Source organism: Streptomyces sp. NPDC035033 (assembly GCF_040636735.1).
Classification (GTDB): domain Bacteria; phylum Actinomycetota; class Actinomycetes; order Streptomycetales; family Streptomycetaceae; genus Streptomyces.
Map to the genome: position 1 here is coordinate 1 of NZ_JBEZUZ010000081.1, position 18,124 is coordinate 18,124.

At 72.0% G+C, this 18,124-nt stretch carries 14 protein-coding genes; 12 read left to right on the plus strand and 2 right to left on the minus strand.

The annotated features are described in order from the left end of the window. The first annotated feature begins 33 nt into the window (after window positions 1-33). The 6 genes from AB0E83_RS27105 to AB0E83_RS27130 all read left to right on the plus strand — a co-directional run bounded on the left by AB0E83_RS27105 (window position 34) and on the right by AB0E83_RS27130 (window position 9,154). Window positions 34-2,895, plus strand: coding sequence for an EAL domain-containing protein (locus AB0E83_RS27105; protein ID WP_362117218.1), 2,862 nt, complete (start codon window positions 34-36; stop codon window positions 2,893-2,895). Window positions 2,896-3,147: 252 nt separating this feature from the next. After that, window positions 3,148-5,001 carry an acetolactate synthase large subunit gene (locus AB0E83_RS27110; RefSeq protein ID WP_362117147.1) on the plus strand — a complete coding sequence of 618 codons (1,854 nt, stop codon included), beginning with the start codon at window positions 3,148-3,150 and terminating at the stop codon, window positions 4,999-5,001. 35 nt (window positions 5,002-5,036) lie between these two features. Next, entirely contained in the window at window positions 5,037-5,561 is a 525-nt protein-coding gene (gene ilvN / locus AB0E83_RS27115; RefSeq protein WP_031010337.1) for an acetolactate synthase small subunit, read from the plus strand. A gap of 119 nt (window positions 5,562-5,680) precedes the next feature. Continuing rightward, window positions 5,681-6,682, plus strand: coding sequence for a ketol-acid reductoisomerase (gene ilvC, locus AB0E83_RS27120; RefSeq protein ID WP_362117150.1), 1,002 nt, complete (start codon window positions 5,681-5,683; stop codon window positions 6,680-6,682). 237 nt (window positions 6,683-6,919) lie between these two features. Next, the gene (serA, locus tag AB0E83_RS27125; RefSeq protein ID WP_362117153.1) at window positions 6,920-8,509 is read left to right on the plus strand and encodes a phosphoglycerate dehydrogenase; all 1,590 of its coding nucleotides are present in this window, start codon (window positions 6,920-6,922) and stop codon (window positions 8,507-8,509) included. 75 nt (window positions 8,510-8,584) lie between these two features. Further along, on the plus strand, window positions 8,585-9,154 hold the full coding sequence (locus AB0E83_RS27130; protein ID WP_362117156.1) for a helix-turn-helix domain-containing protein: 570 nt from the start codon (window positions 8,585-8,587) through the stop codon (window positions 9,152-9,154). 28 nt (window positions 9,155-9,182) lie between these two features. Here AB0E83_RS27130 and AB0E83_RS27135 read toward each other — a convergent pair whose 3' ends face one another. Beyond that, window positions 9,183-10,340, minus strand: a complete 1,158-nt coding sequence (locus tag AB0E83_RS27135; RefSeq protein WP_362117159.1) for a helix-turn-helix domain-containing protein — start codon at window positions 10,338-10,340, stop codon at window positions 9,183-9,185. Window positions 10,341-10,535: 195 nt separating this feature from the next. Here AB0E83_RS27135 and AB0E83_RS27140 point away from each other — a divergent pair, with 195 nt between their 5' ends. From AB0E83_RS27140 to AB0E83_RS27165, 6 genes are all read left to right on the plus strand, one after another. Next, window positions 10,536-11,462, plus strand: a complete 927-nt coding sequence (locus tag AB0E83_RS27140; protein WP_362117162.1) for a proline dehydrogenase family protein — start codon at window positions 10,536-10,538, stop codon at window positions 11,460-11,462. A gap of 33 nt (window positions 11,463-11,495) precedes the next feature. Continuing rightward, window positions 11,496-13,127: an L-glutamate gamma-semialdehyde dehydrogenase gene (pruA, locus tag AB0E83_RS27145; protein ID WP_362117165.1), complete on the plus strand. Its 1,632-nt coding sequence runs from the start codon at window positions 11,496-11,498 to the stop codon at window positions 13,125-13,127. A gap of 117 nt (window positions 13,128-13,244) precedes the next feature. Beyond that, window positions 13,245-13,781: a GNAT family N-acetyltransferase gene (locus AB0E83_RS27150; RefSeq protein WP_362117168.1), complete on the plus strand. Its 537-nt coding sequence runs from the start codon at window positions 13,245-13,247 to the stop codon at window positions 13,779-13,781. A gap of 268 nt (window positions 13,782-14,049) precedes the next feature. After that, window positions 14,050-14,181, plus strand: a complete 132-nt coding sequence (locus tag AB0E83_RS27155) for a hypothetical protein (RefSeq protein WP_264202427.1) — start codon at window positions 14,050-14,052, stop codon at window positions 14,179-14,181. A 78-nt stretch (window positions 14,182-14,259) separates the two neighbouring features. After that, complete coding sequence (locus tag AB0E83_RS27160; protein ID WP_362117171.1) at window positions 14,260-15,300, plus strand: 3-isopropylmalate dehydrogenase; 1,041 nt, start codon at window positions 14,260-14,262, stop codon at window positions 15,298-15,300. Between the two features lie 246 nt (window positions 15,301-15,546). Continuing rightward, window positions 15,547-16,638 carry a branched-chain amino acid aminotransferase gene (locus tag AB0E83_RS27165; protein WP_362117174.1) on the plus strand — a complete coding sequence of 364 codons (1,092 nt, stop codon included), beginning with the start codon at window positions 15,547-15,549 and terminating at the stop codon, window positions 16,636-16,638. A gap of 21 nt (window positions 16,639-16,659) precedes the next feature. Here AB0E83_RS27165 and AB0E83_RS27170 read toward each other — a convergent pair whose 3' ends face one another. Continuing rightward, entirely contained in the window at window positions 16,660-18,087 is a 1,428-nt protein-coding gene (locus tag AB0E83_RS27170) for a cytosine permease (protein ID WP_362117177.1), read from the minus strand. Between the last annotated feature and the right edge of the window lie 37 nt (window positions 18,088-18,124).

The following is an 18,124-nucleotide window of genomic DNA, read 5'->3' on the forward strand; positions in this document are numbered from 1 at the left end:
GGCCTCGGGCACGACACGGCGCGGGAGGACGCCGTGAGCGGCACCGGCACGACCGCCCTGCTGCCGCGCGGCGCCGCGCCGGCCGGTCCCGGCCTCCCCGAGGCCGAGCCGCCCGCCCCGGGCCCGGTCCGGCAGCCCTCCTGGGCCGGCTCGCTCCTCGCGCAGATCACCCTCGGCCTCGTCTGCGCCGGCTACACCACCGGCGCCGCCCTCGGCTGGGGATCGCCCCGGCTCGCCCTCTTCATGGGCGACTTCGGGCTGAGCTCCGCCGCCTTCACGGCCGCCGTCTCCTGCTTCCTGTACGCCAGGACCGAGCGCGGCGGCACCCGCCCCGCCTGGCTCCTCTTCGCCGTCTCGTCCTTCATGGCCGGCGCGGGGAACGCCGTCTGGGGCTGGTACGAGGTCGTGCTGGGCCGGCCGGTCCCCGAGTCCTCCGTCGCCGACCTGTTCTTCTTACTCTTCGCGCCGCCCGCCATCGTCGGCCTGCTCGTCCTCGCCAAGAAGCCCGTCACCCGGGCCGGCTGGGTCTGCCTCGGGCTCGACGCCTGGCTCATCGCCGGGTCGCTGCTGACCCTCTCCTGGAGCCTCGCGCTCGCCCACACCGCCCACTTCCAGGGCGAGTCCGTGGCCCAGGCCGCGCTGTCGCTCGCGTACCCGCTGCTCGACATCGTGCTCGTCAGCATGGTCCTCGCCCTCCACTTCCGGCGTTCCCAGGCGAACCGCTCGGCGGTCAACACCGCCATCGCGGCCCTCGCCCTCACCGTGCTCTGCGACGCCCTCTTCACCTCGCCGCTGCTGCGCGCCAACTACGTCTCGGGCCAGCTCCTCGACGCCGGCTGGTTCGCCGGCTCCCTGCTGCTCGCCTACGCGCCCTGGGGCGTCCGCCGGCCGCCGGAGACCACCGTCGCCGTCCGCGACCCCGGGCTGCCCAGCAGGCCCATCGCCGGCTCGCTCGCCGCCCTCACCCCGTACCTCGCCGCGGCCGTCTGCACCCTCGGCATCCTGTACAACGTGGTCGAGGGCCGCCGGGTCGACCGCGTCGTCGTCCTCACCGGCTGCGCCGTCGTCCTCGCCCTCGTCGTCCGCCAGGGCATCATGCTCATCGACAACATCGCCCTCACCCACGAACTGGCCCAGAAGGAGAACCACTTCAGGTCGCTCGTGCAGGGCTCCAGCGACGTCATCATGATCGCCGCGCCCAGCGGCGTCCTGCGGTACGTCAGCCCCGCCGCCGCCGGCGTCTACGGCCGCGACGCCGAGGAGCTGATCGGCTCCGAGCTGGCCGCGCTCATCCACCCCGAGGACCTCGGCGCCGTCGTCCACGAGGTGCGCCGCTTCCTCGCCGCCTCGCCCGCCGAGGAGCCCACCACCCGCATCGAGTGCCGCTTCCGCTCCGGCACCGGCGAATGGCTCAACGTCGAGTCCACCGTCAACCGGCACCAGGGCGGCCTGATCTTCAACAGCCGCGACGTGACCGAACGGGTCCGGCTCCAGGCCCAGTTGCAGCACAACGCCGAGCACGACCCGCTCACCGACCTGCCCAACCGCGCGCTCTTCACCCGCCGGGTCGGACAGGCCCTCGGCGGCCGCCGCTCCTCCGACCCCGGCACCGCCGTGCTCTTCATCGACCTCGACGGCTTCAAGGCGGTCAACGACCGGCTCGGCCACCAGGCCGGCGACGACCTCCTCGTCCAGGCCGCCCGCCGCCTCCAGGAGGCCGTGCGGGCCGGGGACACCGCCGCCCGGCTCGGCGGCGACGAGTTCGCCGCCCTCATCCTCGGCGACGGCCTGCGCGACCGCGCCGCCCGCGAGGCCCAGGTCCAGGAGATCGCCGACCGGCTCCGGCTCACCCTCTCCCGCCCCTACCGCGTCGACGGCGGCACCGAGGTCCGGGTCGCCGCCTCCATCGGCGTCGCCTTCGCCGAGCCCGGCATCGGCGCCGGCGACCTGCTGCGCAACGCCGACCTCGCGATGTACCGCGCCAAGGCCGGCGGCAAGGACCGGGTGGAGCTGTACGTGCCCCAGATGCAGGCCGAGGTCGTCCGCCGCACCGAACTCGCCGCCCGGCTGCGCACCGCGCTCCACGAGGGCGAGTTCGCCCTCCTCCACCAGCCCGTCGTGGACCTCGCCACCGGCCGGATCTCCGCCGTCAGCGCGCAGGCCCGCTGGCGCTCCGCCCAGGGCATCCTCTTCACCCCCGCCGAGTACCTGCGGGCCACCGACGACGGCGAGCGCACCGCCGAGCTGGGCCGCTGGCTCCTGGAGGAGGCCGTCGAGCAGGCCGCCGAGCGGGCCGGCAGCGGCCACCGCACCCCGGTCTCCGTCCGGCTGCCCGCCCGCCGCCTCCTCGACCGCTCGGTCCCCCTGGGCTCCGTCGAGGCCCTGCTGGCCCGGCACGGGCTGCCGTCCGGCTCCCTCGTGGTCGAACTGGCCGACACCGGTCACGACACCCCGCTCGACGAGCTGGAGCAGCGTCTGGTCTCCCTGCGCCGGCTCGGCGTGCGGATCGCCCTCGACGGCTTCGGCAGCGGACACGTGGCCGTCCACGCCCTCAGGCGGCTCCCGATCGACATACTGAAACTGGACAGGGACCTCGTCGAAGGCGTGGTCGAATCCGTCCGGCTCCGCACGATCACCAGGGGAGTGCTCCGGCTCGCCGGCGAGCTCGGCCTGCAGACCGTCGCCGAGGGCGTCGACGTGCCGGAGCAGGCGCTGGCCCTGCGGGCCATGGGCTGCGGGCACGCGCAGGGCATGGCGTTCTCGGGCCCGCTCGACGAGTACCGGCTCCGCCGGGTCCTCGTCCGGGGCGACTACCCGCTGCCCGGAACCGTCTCCGTACCGGCCGGGACGGGCCGGGAGGCGGTCCGGAAACCGTCCCCGGATCCGCTCACATGATGAGACGCCCGTCCCACCCACTTGACAGTGGCGAGGCCCGAGAGGGAGGGTCAGTGCCATGCGCACCCGAATTCTCGTACTTGGACAGCGCGTCGGCTGAAGCAGGGCCATGAAGGCCCGCTGAGAACCACCCGACGCGCTCCCCTCGCTTGCCTTCCGGCACGAGGGGTTTTTTGTTGCACTGGTTCACGCAGAAGTCGACGCAAACCCTCGTAAAACACCTCGCAAAAAAACCCTCTGCTTCGAGAAGAGATGCTGATGACCGAGCAGGCCACCGGGCACCATCCGCAGCCGCGGCCCCGCAGCGGCGCGACGCCCGCCACCACCGTCGAGCACGTCACGGGTGCGCAGTCCCTCATCCGTTCTCTCGAAGAGGTGGGCGCGGACACCGTCTTCGGCATCCCGGGCGGCGCGATCCTCCCGGCGTACGACCCGATGATGGACTCCAAGAAGGTCCGCCACGTCCTCGTCCGCCACGAGCAGGGCGCGGGCCACGCGGCCACCGGCTACGCCCAGGCCACCGGCAAGGTCGGCGTCTGCATGGCGACCTCCGGTCCCGGTGCGACCAACCTCGTCACCCCGATCGCCGACGCCCACATGGACTCCGTCCCGCTGGTCGCGATCACCGGCCAGGTCGCCTCCAAGGCGATCGGCACGGACGCCTTCCAGGAGGCGGACATCTGCGGCATCACCATGCCGATCACCAAGCACAACTTCCTGGTGACCAAGGCCGAGGACATCCCGCGGACCATCGCCGAGGCCTTCCACATCGCCTCCACCGGCCGCCCCGGCCCGGTCCTGGTCGACATCGCCAAGGACGCCCTCCAGGCGAAGACCACCTTCTCCTGGCCGCCGCAGACCGACCTCCCCGGCTACCGCCCGGTGACCAAGCCGCACGCCAAGCAGATCCGCGAGGCCGCGAAGCTCATCACCGGCGCCAAGCGCCCGGTCCTGTACGTCGGCGGCGGCGTCATCAAGTCCGGCGCCACGGCCGAGCTGAAGGTCCTGGCCGAGCTGACCGGCGCCCCCGTCACCACCACCCTGATGGCCCTGGGCGCCTTCCCCGACAGCCACCCGCAGCACGTCGGCATGCCCGGCATGCACGGCGCCGTCACCGCCGTGACCGCGCTGCAGAAGGCCGACCTGATCGTCGCCCTCGGCGCCCGCTTCGACGACCGCGTCACCGGCAAGCTGGACAGCTTCGCCCCGTACGCCAAGATCGTCCACGCGGACATCGACCCGGCGGAGATCGGCAAGAACCGCGCCGCCGACGTCCCGATCGTCGGCGACGCCCGCGAGGTCATCGCCGACCTGGTCCAGGCCGTCCAGGCGGAGCACACCGAGGGCAACAAGGGCGACTACGCCGCCTGGTGGTCCGACCTGAACCGCTGGCGCGAGACCTACCCGCTCGGCTACGACCTGCCGGAGGACGGCAGCCTCTCGCCGCAGCAGGTCATCCAGCGGATCGGCGCGCTCGCCCCCGAGGGCACGATCTTCGCGGCCGGCGTCGGCCAGCACCAGATGTGGGCCGCCCACTTCATCGACTACGAGCAGCCCGCCACCTGGCTGAACTCCGGCGGCGCCGGCACCATGGGCTACGCCGTCCCGGCCGCCATGGGCGCCAAGGCCGGCATGCCCGAGCGCACGGTCTGGGCGATCGACGGCGACGGCTGCTTCCAGATGACCAACCAGGAGCTCACCACCTGCGCCCTGAACAACATCCCGATCAAGGTCGCCATCATCAACAACGGCGCCCTCGGGATGGTCCGCCAGTGGCAGACCCTCTTCTACAACCAGCGCTACTCCAACACGGTCCTGCACTCCGGCCCGGACGACGTCAACCCCGACGCCAAGGGCACCCGCGTCCCGGACTTCGTGAAGCTGTCCGAGGCCATGGGCTGTGTCGCCCTGCGCTGCGAGGACCCGGCCGACCTCGACAAGGTCATCGCCGAGGCCAACGCGATCAACGACCGGCCGGTCGTCATCGACTTCATCGTCCACGAGGACGCCCAGGTCTGGCCCATGGTCGCCGCCGGCACCTCCAACGACGAGGTCATGGCCGCCCGGGGCGTCCGCCCCGACTTCGGCGACGGCGAAGACGACTGAGCAGCGACGATCCCCAGGGAAGAGACCCACACACCATGTCCAAGCACACGCTCTCCGTCCTCGTCGAGAACACGCCCGGCATCCTCGCCCGGATCGCCGCCCTGTTCTCCCGCCGCGGCTTCAACATCGACTCCCTCGCCGTCGGCGTCACCGAGCACCCCGACATCAGCCGCATCACCATCGTGGTCAACGTCGAGGACCTGCCCCTGGAGCAGGTGACCAAGCAGCTCAACAAGCTGGTCAACGTCCTGAAGATCGTCGAACTCGAGCCCAGCGCCGCGATCCAGCGCGAGCTCGTCCTGGTGAAGGTCCGCGCCGACAACGAGACCCGCTCCCAGATCGTCGAGATCGTCAAGCTCTTCCGCGCCAAGACCGTCGACGTCTCGCCCGAGGCCGTCACCATCGAGGCCACCGGTTCGAGCGACAAGCTGGACGCCATGCTCAAGATGCTGGAGCAGTTCGGCATCAAGGAGCTCGTCCAGTCGGGCACCATCGCCATAGGGCGTGGCGCCCGGTCCATCACGGACCGGTCCCTGCGGGCACTCGACCGCAGCGCCTGAGAGTCACCGGAGGTCGACCGCCGGTCCATCCGGCGGTCCGACTGACGAGACCCGAGAACTTCCCTTCCGCTCCCCGCCGTACGGTGGGACGCAACACCAGCACCTCAAGGAGATTTCCAGTGGCCGAGCTGTTCTACGACGCCGACGCCGACCTCTCGATCATCCAGGGCCGCAAGGTCGCGGTGATCGGTTACGGCAGCCAGGGTCACGCCCACGCGCTGTCGCTCCGCGACTCGGGTGTCGACGTCCGCGTCGGTCTGCACGAGGGCTCGAAGTCCAAGGCGAAGGCCGAGGAGCAGGGCCTGCGCGTGGTCACCCCCGCCGAGGCGGCGGCCGAGGCCGACCTCATCATGATCCTGATCCCGGACCCGATCCAGGCCAAGGTCTACGAGGAGTCCATCGCCCCGAACCTGAAGGACGGCGACGCGCTGTTCTTCGCCCACGGCTTCAACGTCCGCTTCGGCTTCATCAAGCCCCCGGCCGGCGTCGACGTCGCCCTGGTCGCCCCGAAGGGCCCGGGCCACCTGGTCCGCCGCCAGTACGAGGAGGGCCGCGGCGTCCCCGCGATCGCCGCCGTCGAGCAGGACGCCACCGGCAACGCCTTCGCGCTCGCCCTCTCCTACGCCAAGGCGATCGGCGGCACCCGCGCCGGCGTCATCAAGACCACCTTCACCGAGGAGACCGAGACCGACCTCTTCGGCGAGCAGGCCGTTCTCTGCGGTGGCGCGTCCGCGCTGGTCAAGGCCGGTTTCGAGACCCTGGTCGAGGCCGGTTACCAGCCGGAGATCGCGTACTTCGAGTGCCTCCACGAGCTGAAGCTGATCGTCGACCTCATGTACGAGGGCGGCCTGGAGAAGATGCGCTGGTCCGTCTCCGAGACCGCCGAGTGGGGCGACTACATCACCGGCCCGCGCGTCATCACCGACGCCACCAAGGCCGAGATGAAGAAGGTCCTCGCCGAGATCCAGGACGGCACCTTCGCCAAGAACTGGATGGACGAGTACCACGGCGGTCTGAAGAAGTACAACGAGTACAAGAACCAGGACGAGAAGCACCTCCTGGAGACCACCGGCAAGGAGCTGCGCAAGCTCATGAGCTGGGTGAACGACGAGGAGGCGTAAGCCCCCTCGGTGCGGGGCCGGACCCTTCGTCCGGCCCCGCGCCGTTTCCTTGGACACCCCGTCCAACCACGGACGGGTGATCCTTCCAACGAGGCGTACGACGTGCGCCGATGCGGCACTACACTGCTCAACAACATCGCGTCTGGCCCACAGCGTCGTGCGCTTTCACGCGGCAAGCCCCCTCCACCGCCTGCGGCCGTCGGGACGGCCGTCCGCACTGCCTCTGTGAGGACTCACGTGAGCTCGAAACCTGTCGTACTCATCGCTGAAGAGCTGTCGCCCGCCACCGTCGACGCCCTGGGCCCGGACTTCGAGATCCGGCACTGCAACGGCGCCGACCGCGCCGAGCTGCTCCCCGCGATCGCCGACGTCGACGCCATCCTCATCCGCTCGGCCACCAAGGTCGACGCGGAGGCCATCGCCGCCGCGAAGAAGCTGCGGGTCGTCGCCCGCGCCGGCGTCGGCCTGGACAACGTGGACGTCTCCGCCGCCACCAAGGCCGGCGTGATGGTCGTGAACGCCCCGACCTCCAACATCGTCACCGCCGCCGAGCTCGCGTGCGGTCTGCTCGTCGCCACCGCGCGCAACATCCCGCAGGCCAACACCGCGCTGAAGAACGGCGAGTGGAAGCGCTCCAAGTACACCGGCGTCGAGCTCAGCGAGAAGACCCTCGGCGTCGTCGGCCTCGGCCGCATCGGCGTCCTGGTCGCCCAGCGCATGTCCGCCTTCGGCATGAAGATCGTCGCGTACGACCCCTACGTGCAGCCGGCCCGCGCCGCCCAGATGGGGGTGAAGCTGCTGGCCCTGGACGAGCTCCTGGAGGTCGCCGACTTCATCACCGTCCACCTGCCGAAGACCCCCGAGACCCTCGGTCTCATCGGCGACGAGGCGCTGCACAAGGTCAAGCCGTCCGTCCGCATCGTCAACGCCGCCCGCGGCGGGATCGTCGACGAGGCCGCGCTGTACTCGGCCATCAAGGAGGGCCGGGTCGCCGGCGCCGGCCTCGACGTGTACGCCAAGGAGCCCTGCACGGACTCCCCGCTCTTCGAGCTCGACCAGGTCGTCTGCACCCCGCACCTCGGCGCCTCCACCGACGAGGCCCAGGAGAAGGCCGGCATCGCCGTCGCCAAGTCGGTGCGCCTGGCGCTCGCCGGCGAGCTGGTGCCGGACGCGGTCAACGTCCAGGGCGGCGTCATCGCCGAGGACGTGAAGCCGGGCCTGCCGCTCGCCGAGAAGCTCGGCCGCATCTTCACCGCGCTCGCGGGCGAGGTCGCGGCCCGCCTCGACGTCGAGGTGTACGGCGAGATCACCCAGCACGACGTCAAGGTGCTCGAACTCTCCGCGCTCAAGGGCGTGTTCGAGGACGTGGTCGACGAGACCGTGTCGTACGTCAACGCCCCGCTCTTCGCGCAGGAGCGCGGGGTCGAGGTCCGCCTCACCACCAGCTCCGAGTCGCCCGACCACCGCAACATGGTCACCGTGCGCGGCACGCTCTCCAGCGGCGAGGAGGTCGCCGTCTCCGGCACCCTGGCCGGCCCCAAGCACCTCCAGAAGATCGTCGCCGTCGGCGACTACGACGTGGACCTCGCGCTCGCCGACCACATGGTCGTGCTGCGCTACGAGGACCGTCCCGGCGTCGTCGGCACCGTCGGCCGGATCCTCGGCGAGGCGGGTCTGAACATCGCGGGCATGCAGGTCTCCCGCGTCGAGGAGGGCGGCGAGGCGCTCGTCGTGCTCACCGTGGACGACACCGTCCCGGCCGCCGTGATCGCGGAGATCGCCACGGAGATCGGCGCCACCTCGGCCCGCTCGGTCAACCTGGTCTGAGCCCCCGGCCCACCCGTACCCGGTCGATGGACAACCGTCCCATACGGTTGTCCATCGGCCGGGTACGGTGCTGTCATGGGACACAGGGAAGACCTGCTGGAAGGCGCCAAGCGCTGCCTCCTGGAGAAGGGGTACGGGCGCACCACGGCCCGCGACGTCGTCGCCGCCTCCGGCACCAACCTCGCCTCCATCGGCTACCACTACGGCTCCAAGGACGCCCTGCTCCGGCAGGCGTACCTCGCGCTGACCGAGGAGCGGGGCGCGCGGGTGATCGTGGCGCTCGACCGGGGCGAGGAGCCCGAGGCCGAGCCGTACCGGCGCTTCCGCGAACTGTGCTCCCTGCTGGTCGGCACGGCCGGGGCCGACCGCCCGCTCCGGAGGCTCCAGACCGAGGTCGTCACCCGTCTGGACGACGACGAGGAGCTGCGCGAGGCGATCCGGGAGCCGGGGCGCCGGGGCCGGCTCGACATGGCGGAGGAGGCGCTCGGCATCGACCCGGAGGCGGAGCCGGAGAAGGCCCGGGCCGCCGGTCTGCTCCTCCAGGCCCTCGCCGCCGGGGTCACGGTCCAGTGGCTGGCCGACCCGGAGACCGCGCCGACCGCCGACGACCTCGTGGCGGGCCTCCGGGCGGTCATGGGGGAGTAGCGGGGAGCCTCGCCGGCCCCCCGGGACCTCAGAGCCGGGCCGCCTTCAGCGCCATGTGGAGGAGGAGGCGGTCCTCGCCGGCGTCCAGGTCGAGGCCGGTGAGCTGCTCGACCCGGGAGAGGCGGTAGTAGAGGGTCTGCCGGTGGATGCCGAGCGCCGCCGCCGTGCGGCCCGCCTGGCCCGCGTGGTCGAGGAACACCTCGGCCGTGCGGGCCAGTTCCGTGTGCGCGGGGCCCAGCAGCGTTCGTACCGCCGGGTCCGGCTCGGCCGGCGGGAGGGCGGCGAGGAGCCGGTACGGGCCGAGCTCGGACCAGCGGGCGAGGGGGCCGAGCCGGGGCTGGGCGTGCGCGGCGCGCGCCGCGGCGGTCGCCTCGTGCCAGCAGCGGTCGAGCTCGCCGAGCCCGCGGCGGGGCGCGGCGATCCCGGCTACGGCCGCCGGTCCGCGCAGCCGCTCGGCGGCCGCGGTGGCGGGGGAGAGGTTGTCGGCCGACCGCAGCCGCACCAGGACGGCGAGCGCCCGCCGGTGCTCGGGCCCGGGGGCGTGCGGGCCGGCCGGCCCGGCCCAGGGGAGGGCGCAGAGGGCGGCCGCGCCCGGCACCGTACGGGGGGAGGGGGCGTCCTCGCCGGTCCAGGGGGCGACGCAGACCAGGGCGTGCAGGCCCTCCGCGTCCGGGCCCAGGGCCGTGCGGAGGGCGGCGACGGCCATGTCGTACTGCCAGCCGCGCTCCGCCGCGAGGACCGCCCGCAGCTCGCGGGAGAGGTCGGCGCCGGCCCGCTCCTCGTCGGCGAGCAGCTCGCCGATCCGGGCCGCGACCTCCATCGCCGCCGTGAGCCGTTCGTGCGAGGGGCCCGGCTCGGCGTCCAGGAGCCAGACGTAGCCGAGGACCACCCCCCGGTGGCGCACGGGGAGGCAGATCCGGTCGCGGAAGACGCCCGCGTCCGGCGCGGCCGGGATGCGGACCGGGCCGGTGGCCCGGGCGATGCCGAAGCCCTCGAACCAGGCGCGGACCGCCGGGGTCGACTTCCGGGTCAGGATCGAGCGGGTGCGGACCGGGTCCATCGCGCTGTCGTCGTCGCTGTCGTGGGCCCCGAAGGCGATCAGCCCGAAGTCGCGGTTCTCCAGGGTCGCCGGGGCGCCGAGCAGTGCCGAGATCTCGTCCACCAGCTCCTGGTAATCGCCCTTCACGGGCCCCATTCTCGCACCCGCCGGCCGACCCTTCAGACAGATGTCTGAGGGCGTGCGCACGGATGCGTGACAGCTGTAGATGGCGCAGGATCGGAGCGATCCATAGGTTTCACGGTGGTTCTCCGTGCTGTTACCGGTTCGTACCCCTGTGACCGGTAACGGCCCCGTTCTACCCTTGCCCTCTGGAGGTGCCCCGTGCTGGGTCCCGTGATCCTCGCCGCGTCGCGCAGCGACAAGATGCGCCGTCTCGTGTCGGCCGCGCCCGGGACCAAGCAGGTCGTGGCGCGCTTCATCGCCGGTGAGATCGTGGACGACGTCGTCCCGATCGTCCGGGACCTGACCGCCCGCGGCCTGGAGGTCACCCTCGACGTCGTCGGTGAGGACATCACCACCGTCGAGCAGTCCTACGCCGCCCGGGACGCCTACCTGGAGCTGATCGGCCGCCTCAAGGAGCTGGGCCTCGGCGAGCGCGCCGAGATGTCCGTCAAGCTGTCGATGTTCGGCCAGTCGCTGGAGAACGGCCACGAGCTGGCCCTGGCCAACGTCCGCCCGGTCGTGGCCGCCGCCGCGGAGATCGGCACCACGGTCACCCTGGACGCCGAGGACCACACCACCCTCGACTCGATGTTCGCCATCCACGAGGAGCTCCGGAAGGACTTCCCGCAGACCGGCTGCGTCATCCAGGCCTACCTCTTCCGCACCGAGGAGGACGCCCGCCGCCTCGCCGCGAACGGCTCCCGGGTGCGGATCGTGAAGGGCGCCTACAAGGAGCCCGCCGAGGTCGCGATCCAGGACAAGCCCGAGATCGACAAGGCGTACGTCCGGATCATGAAGATCCTGATGGAGGGCGAGGGCTACCCGATGATCGGGTCCCACGACCCGCGCCTGATCTCCATCGCGCAGGAGCTGGCCCGCCGCGCCGGGCGCAAGCTGGACGAGTACGAGTTCCAGATGCTGTACGGCATCCGCTCCGAGGAGCAGAACCGGCTCGCCGCCGAGGGCCACCGCATGCGCGTGTACACGGCCTACGGCACCGACTGGTACGGCTACTTCATGCGCCGCCTCGCGGAGAAGCCGGCCAACCTGCTCTTCTTCGTCCGCTCCATCCTCACCAAGGGCTGAGCCCCCCACCCCTCCGAAGGAGTTACGAGACTCATGGACGCTGTGACCCAGGTCCCCGCTCCCGTCAACGAGCCGGTGCACGGCTACGCCCCCGGCTCGCCCGAGCGCGCCCGTCTGGAGGCCAAGCTCAAGGAGCTCGCCGACAACCCGCGCGAGCTGCCGATGACCATCGGCGGCGTCAAGCGCATGGGCGGCGGCGAGGAGTTCGAGGTCGTCCAGCCGCACAACCACAAGTCCGTCATCGGCACCTTCCGCGGCGCCACCCAGCAGGACGCCCAGGACGCCATCGACGCGGCCCTGGCCGCCGCTCCGGCCTGGCGCGCGATGTCCTTCGACGACCGCGCCGCGATCATCCTGCGCGCCGCCGAGCTGCTCGCCGGCCCGTGGCGCGAGACGCTGGCCGCCTCCACCATGCTCGGCCAGTCGAAGACCGCCCAGCAGGCCGAGATCGACACCCCGTGCGAGCTCGTCGACTTCTGGCGCTTCAACGTGGCGTACGCCCGCCAGATCCTCGCCGAGCAGCCGCCGGCCAACTCCCCGGGCGTCTGGAACCGACTGGACCACCGCCCGCTGGAGGGCTTCGTCTACGCGATCACGCCGTTCAACTTCACGGCCATCGCGGGCAACCTGCCCACCGCCCCCGCCCTCATGGGCAACGTGGTGGTCTGGAAGCCGTCCCCGACCCAGACCCACTCCGCCGTGCTCCTCATGGAGCTCCTGGAGGAGGCCGGTCTGCCGAAGGGCGTCATCAACCTGGTGACCGGCGACGGCATCGCCGTCTCCGAGGTCGCGCTGAACCACCGCGACCTGGCCGGCATCCACTTCACCGGCTCGACCAAGACCTTCCAGCACCTGTGGAAGACGGTCGGCACCAACATCGAGAAGTACCGCTCCTACCCGCGGATCGTCGGCGAGACCGGCGGCAAGGACTTCGTCGTCGCCCACCCCAGCGCCGACCGCGCCGTCCTGAAGACCGCGCTGACCCGCGGCTCCTTCGAGTTCCAGGGCCAGAAGTGCTCCGCCTCCTCGCGGGCGTACATCCCGGCCTCGATCTGGAACGACGGCTTCAAGGAGGAGTTCGCGGCCGAGGTCGACGGCATCAAGATGGGTGACGTCACCGACCTGTCGAACTTCATCGGTGCCGTCATCGACGAGCGCTCGTTCGCCAAGAACAAGGCGGCGATCGACCGTGCCTCCTCCGACCCGAGCTGCACGATCGTCGCCGGCGGCACCTACGACGACTCGGAGGGCTGGTTCGTCCGTCCGACCGTCATCGAGTGCACCGACCCGGAGAACGAGGTCTTCAAGGCCGAGTACTTCGGCCCGATCCTCGCGGTGTACGTGTACGACGACGAGAAGTACGACGAGATGCTGACCCAGATGGAGTCGGTGTCGGACTACGCGCTCACCGGTTCGGTCATCTCCAACGACCGCGCCGCCGCCGCGTACACGATGGAGAAGCTCCGCTTCGCCGCGGGCAACTTCTACATCAACGACAAGTCGACCGGCGCCGTCGTCGGCCAGCAGCCCTTCGGCGGCGGCCGCGCCTCGGGCACCAACGACAAGGCCGGCGCCCCGCAGAACCTGATGCGCTGGACGCTGACCCGCGCCATCAAGGAGACGCTGGTCCCGCCGACCGAGTACGGCTACCCGCACATGGGCTGACGCCCGCCCGCCGCGCGAGCGGCCCCTGATCACCGCCCCCCTCCCCGGTCCCCCCAGGCCGGGGTCGGGGGCGGTACTCATGTGCGGGCACCCGGGAGCCGGTGGCAGGGTGGGCGGATGACCGTGAGGACCGCGCCCACCCACTCCCTCGGCGCGGAGCGGCTGACGGCCGTCCGCGCCCTGCTCGACTCCGCCTTCGACGGGGACTTCTCCCCGGAGGACTGGGACCACACCCTCGGCGGCGTCCACGCCTGGATCGAGGACGGGAGGGGCCTCGTCGCGCACGGGGCCGTCGTCCAGCGCCGGGTGCTGCACCGCGGACGCTCGTACCGGATCGGGTACGTCGAAGGGGTCGCCGTCCGGGCCGACGCGCGCCGGCGCGGCCTCGGCGGCGCCGTCATGGACGCCCTGGAGCGGGTGATCGACGCGACCCACGCCTTCGGCGCGCTCTCCGCCTCCGACGAGGGCGCCGCCCTCTACCGGGGGCGCGGCTGGCGGGTCTGGGGCGGCCGGATCGAGGTGCTGGGCCCGGACGGGGTCGTCCGGCTCCCGGAGGAGGAGGGCGGGGTCCTCGTCCGTCCGGCGGGCGCCCTCGGCCTCCCGGACCCCGGCGCTCCGCTGGTCTTCGACTGGCGGGACGGCGACGTCGTGTGACGGAGCGGGCGGCCGGGGGAGAGGCGCCGTCTCAGATAGTAGGAAGCCCGAGTAATTGTGGAGACAGAAGCGGGTCCCTGCCCTAGCTTTGTAGAAGCCGAACGTCTCGCTCCATCAGCGAACGGCGGTCGAGAGCGCGACGCCCCGTGCAGGCAACCCCTGCGGCGGCGCTCCCCGCCCCCTTCCGGCGCCTTCGATCACTGATCTCCCGATCGCAGCTGATCTCCGCACATCCGGATCACCACTGATCTCAAGGAGTCGATCCCCCATGGCCGCTCAGACCGCCCCCCGCGTCCGCCACTCCGCAGCCCGTCCCAGCGACGAGGCCCGGCAGAACGCCGCCGCCGCCCTCCAGCGCGCCCTCGACCGCCGGGACAACGGCGGCTCCACCGGCCACTGACCCCGTCCGACACCTGTCCGTTCGTCCACATGGTGGACGACGCGTGTCAGACGATGGGACGAAGAGTAGGGTGCCGCCATGTCTCACAGCATCAGTCTCGCAGTCATCCCCGGCGACGGCATCGGCCAGGAGGTCGTGGCCCAGGGCCTCAAGGTCCTCTCGGCCGTGCTTCCGCAGGACGTGAAGCTGGAGACCGAGGAGTACGACTTCGGCGCCCGGCGCTACCACGCCACCGGTGAGACCCTCACCGACGCCGACCTCGACTCCCTCAAGAAGCACGACGCCATCCTGCTCGGCGCGATCGGCGACCCGTCGGTCCCGTCCGGCGTCCTGGAGCGCGGCTTCCTGCTGAAGCTGCGCTTCGCCTTCGACCACCACGTCAACCTGCGCCCCTCGAAGCTGCTGCCCGGCGTCGCGACCCCGCTCGCCGGCCAGCCCGCGATCGACTTCGTCGTGGTCCGCGAGGGCACCGAGGGCCCGTACACGGGCAACGGCGGCACCATCCGCAAGGGCACCCCGCACGAGGTCGCCACCGAGGTCTCCGTCAACACCGCCTTCGGTGTCGAGCGCGTGGTCCGGGACGCCTTCGCCCGCGCCCAGGCCCGCCCGCGCAAGAAGCTGACGCTGGTCCACAAGAACAACGTGCTGACCTTCGCCGGACACCTCTGGACCGACGTCTTCCAGCGGGTCGCCCAGGAGTTCCCCGAGGTCACCACCGACTACCTGCACGTCGACGCCGCGACGATCTTCCTCGTCACCGACCCGGCCCGCTTCGACGTGATCGTCACCGACAACCTCTTCGGCGACATCATCACCGACCTCGCCGCGGCCGTCTCCGGCGGCATCGGCGTCGCCGCCTCGGGCAACATCGACCCGAGCCGCGAGTTCCCGTCCATGTTCGAGCCGGTGCACGGCTCCGCGCCGGACATCGCGGGCCAGGGCAAGGCCGACCCCACGGCCACCGTCCTCTCCGTCGCCCTCCTGCTGCGCCACCTCGGCCACGAGGCCGAGGCCGCCCGGGTCGAGGAGGCCGTCGCGGCCGACCTCACCGAGCGCGGCGACACCGTCCGCACCACGGACGAGATCGGCGACGCGCTCGCCGCGCGAGTAGCGAGCTGACCCGCGCGCCACTGACACCACACAGCAGCCGCCGGGTCGTTTCCACGCCCGGCGGCTGCTTCGTCGTACGCGGTCGCGGGGCGCCGGACCCCTCTACCCTCCGTATCACCGGACCGCGCGCCCCCGCGCCGCGTGCACCCGTTTCCTCCGCCGGTCCCCCCGGGCGATAATCGAACGTGGGGCCGCGGCATGCGGGCACGCCGTGGGCGCGGTCCGACCCACACAACCGGTGAAGGACACGCACTCATGACCAAGCCCACGATCGAGCTCAAGCCCTCCTCCAGCCCGCTGTCCACCGCGGAGCGCGAGGCGATCCTGGCCAACCCGGGATTCGGCCGCCACTTCACCGACCACATGGTCACCATCCGCTGGACCGAGGGCCGCGGGTGGCACGACGGCCAGCTGGTGCCGTACGGCCCGCTCTCCCTCGACCCGGCGACCAGCGTCCTCCACTACGCCCAGGAGATCTTCGAGGGCCTGAAGGCCTACCGCCGCCCCGACGGCTCGGTCGCCAGCTTCCGCCCGGACGCCAACGCCCGCCGCTTCCAGTACTCCGCCCGCCGGCTCGGCATGCCGGAGCTGCCGGTCGAGACCTTCATCGAGGCGTGTGACGCCCTGGTCCGCCAGGACGAGGCGTGGGTGCCGGCGCACGGCGGCGAGGAGTCCCTCTACCTGCGCCCGTTCATGATCGCGACCGAGGTCGGCCTGGGCGTCCGCCCCGCCAACGAGTACCTCTTCGTGGTCATCGCCTCCCCGGCCGGCGCGTACTTCCCGGGCGGCGTCAAGCCGGTCTCCATCTGGGCCTCCGAGGACCGCGTCCGCGCCGTCCCCGGAGGCGTCGGCGACGCCAAGACCGGCGGCAACTACGCCGCCTCCCTGCTCGCCCAGGCCGAGGCCGCCGAGAAGGGCTGCGTCCAGGTCGCCTACCTCGACGCGGTCGAGCACAAGTGGGTCGAGGAACTGGGCGGCATGAACCTGTACTTCGTCTACGGGAACAAGATCGTCACCCCCACCCTCACCGGCTCGCTGCTCGCCGGCATCACCCGCGACTCGCTGCTCCAGGTCGCCCGCGACCTCGGCTACGAGGCCGAGGAGGCCCGCGTCTCCATCGACCAGTGGCGGGCCGACACCGAGAACGGCACCCTCACCGAGGTCTTCGCCTGCGGCACCGCCGCCGTCATCACCCCCGTCGGCACGGTCAAGACCGCGAGCGGCGAGTGGCAGCACTCGGGCGGCGAGCCCGGCGAGGTCACGATGCGGCTGCGGGACGCCCTGCTGGCGATCCAGACCGGGAAGGCCGAGGACACCCACGGCTGGGTCCACCAGCTGGGCGGGTGACGCCCGCCTCCGCGCGGACGGCTACTCCGTGAGAACGGCGCCCGGGACGACCTCCGTCCCGGGCGCCTCCCGTACCCGGCCCGGCGTGAGCACCGCGTACAGCACCCCGCCGACCAGGCCCGACAGGACGAAGCTGCAGTCGATCCCGCCGGTCAGGGCCAGCAGCGGACCCTCGTACAGCGGGGTCGAGACGGCGGCCAGGCCCACCGCCGCGCCGAGCGCCCAGGAGGCGGTGGCCCGCGGGTGCCAGCCGGCCGAGAACCAGTAGATCCCGCCGCGCGAGCGCCGGTTGTAGACCTGGAGCGCCTCGGGGTCGTACGCGCCCCGGCAGCGCGCGTGCCCGATCAGGGTGATGACCGCCCACGGGGTGCCGATCGCCGTCAGGAGCAGCACGAACGAGGTCATCGCCGACTGGGCGTCCGAGGCGAAGTGCCCGAGGAAGACGAAGCCGGTGGCGACCGCCGCCACCACCAGGGTGGCCCGCGCCCGGGTGGCCCGGGGCAGGATCGCGTCCAGGTCGAGACCCATCGAGTAGAGCATCAGGCTGGCGTTGCCGACGGAGCCGGCGGTGGCGGCGATCAGCAGCGGGACGAGGTACCAGCCGGGGGAGGCGGTGACCAGCGGCCCCGCGTAGTCCAGGCCCGCGCGGGCGGCGAGCGCCGTGTACGTGCCGAAGAGCTGGGGCACGAGCAGGCCGACGAGCAGCCCGAGACAGGTGGCCCACCCGACGCTCCTCGCGCTGTGCCGGGCGGGCGAGACGTACCGGGTGTAGTCCCCGAGCAGGGTGATGAAGGCGACCGGGCCGCTGAGGCCGGCGGCGACCGCCGAGAGCAGCCAGGTCGGCCAGAAGGAGCCGAGCAGGTACGGGGTGTCCGGCACGGGCGCGGCGGTGAAGTCCCCGGCGTAGGCGAACAGCCCCAGCGCCAGGAGGAGGGTCATGGCGACGGCGAGCGCCTGGCTGAGCCGGAGCAGCAGCCGGTAGCCGTACACGGCGCCCACCACCGTGCAGGCCGCGAGCAGCGCGTAGACGGCCGCGTGCGCCCCGTCGCCGGTGGAGAGGCCGGTCAGGCGGGCGAGCGTGCCCACCATGACGTCACCGCCGATCCACAGGGTCAGGGCGGTGTAGCCGAGGGAGAGCAGCAGCCCCACCACCGAGCCGACGAGCCGGCCGCGGACGCCGAAGAAGGCGCCGGACGAGGTGGAGAGGTTGGTGGCGGTGCGCAGGGAGACCAGCGCCAGCGGGGCGGTGACCGCGACGCCGGCGAGCGTGCCGGCGACCACGGAGGTCACCGAGCCCCACAGGCCGAGGCCGAAGGAGACCGGCAGCCAGCCGAAGACGATCACGCCCAGGCAGAGGTTGGAGCCGAGGAGGATCGCGATCAGGTCGCGGGGGCCGCTGGTGCGTTCGGCCTCGGGGATGGTGTCGACTCCGTGCTGTTCTATCGCCATGGGTCCTCCGGGGGAAGCGGAAGGCGGGATTTTTGAG

Excerpts from the sequence above, each read along its gene's own strand:
- AB0E83_RS27110 (WP_362117147.1), top strand. The coding sequence starts at position 3,148 with ATGCTGATGACCGAGCAGGCCACCGGGCACCATCCGCAGCCGCGGCCC.
- ilvN (WP_031010337.1), top strand. The coding sequence starts at position 5,037 with ATGTCCAAGCACACGCTCTCCGTCCTCGTCGAGAACACGCCCGGCATC.
- AB0E83_RS27130 (WP_362117156.1), top strand. The coding sequence starts at position 8,585 with ATGGGACACAGGGAAGACCTGCTGGAAGGCGCCAAGCGCTGCCTCCTG.
- AB0E83_RS27150 (WP_362117168.1), top strand. The coding sequence starts at position 13,245 with ATGACCGTGAGGACCGCGCCCACCCACTCCCTCGGCGCGGAGCGGCTG.
- AB0E83_RS27160 (WP_362117171.1), top strand. The coding sequence starts at position 14,260 with ATGTCTCACAGCATCAGTCTCGCAGTCATCCCCGGCGACGGCATCGGC.
- AB0E83_RS27155 (WP_264202427.1), top strand. The coding sequence starts at position 14,050 with ATGGCCGCTCAGACCGCCCCCCGCGTCCGCCACTCCGCAGCCCGTCCC.
- AB0E83_RS27165 (WP_362117174.1), top strand. The coding sequence starts at position 15,547 with ATGACCAAGCCCACGATCGAGCTCAAGCCCTCCTCCAGCCCGCTGTCC.
- AB0E83_RS27170 (WP_362117177.1), bottom strand. The coding sequence starts at position 18,087 with ATGGCGATAGAACAGCACGGAGTCGACACCATCCCCGAGGCCGAACGC.
- pruA (WP_362117165.1), top strand. The coding sequence starts at position 11,496 with ATGGACGCTGTGACCCAGGTCCCCGCTCCCGTCAACGAGCCGGTGCAC.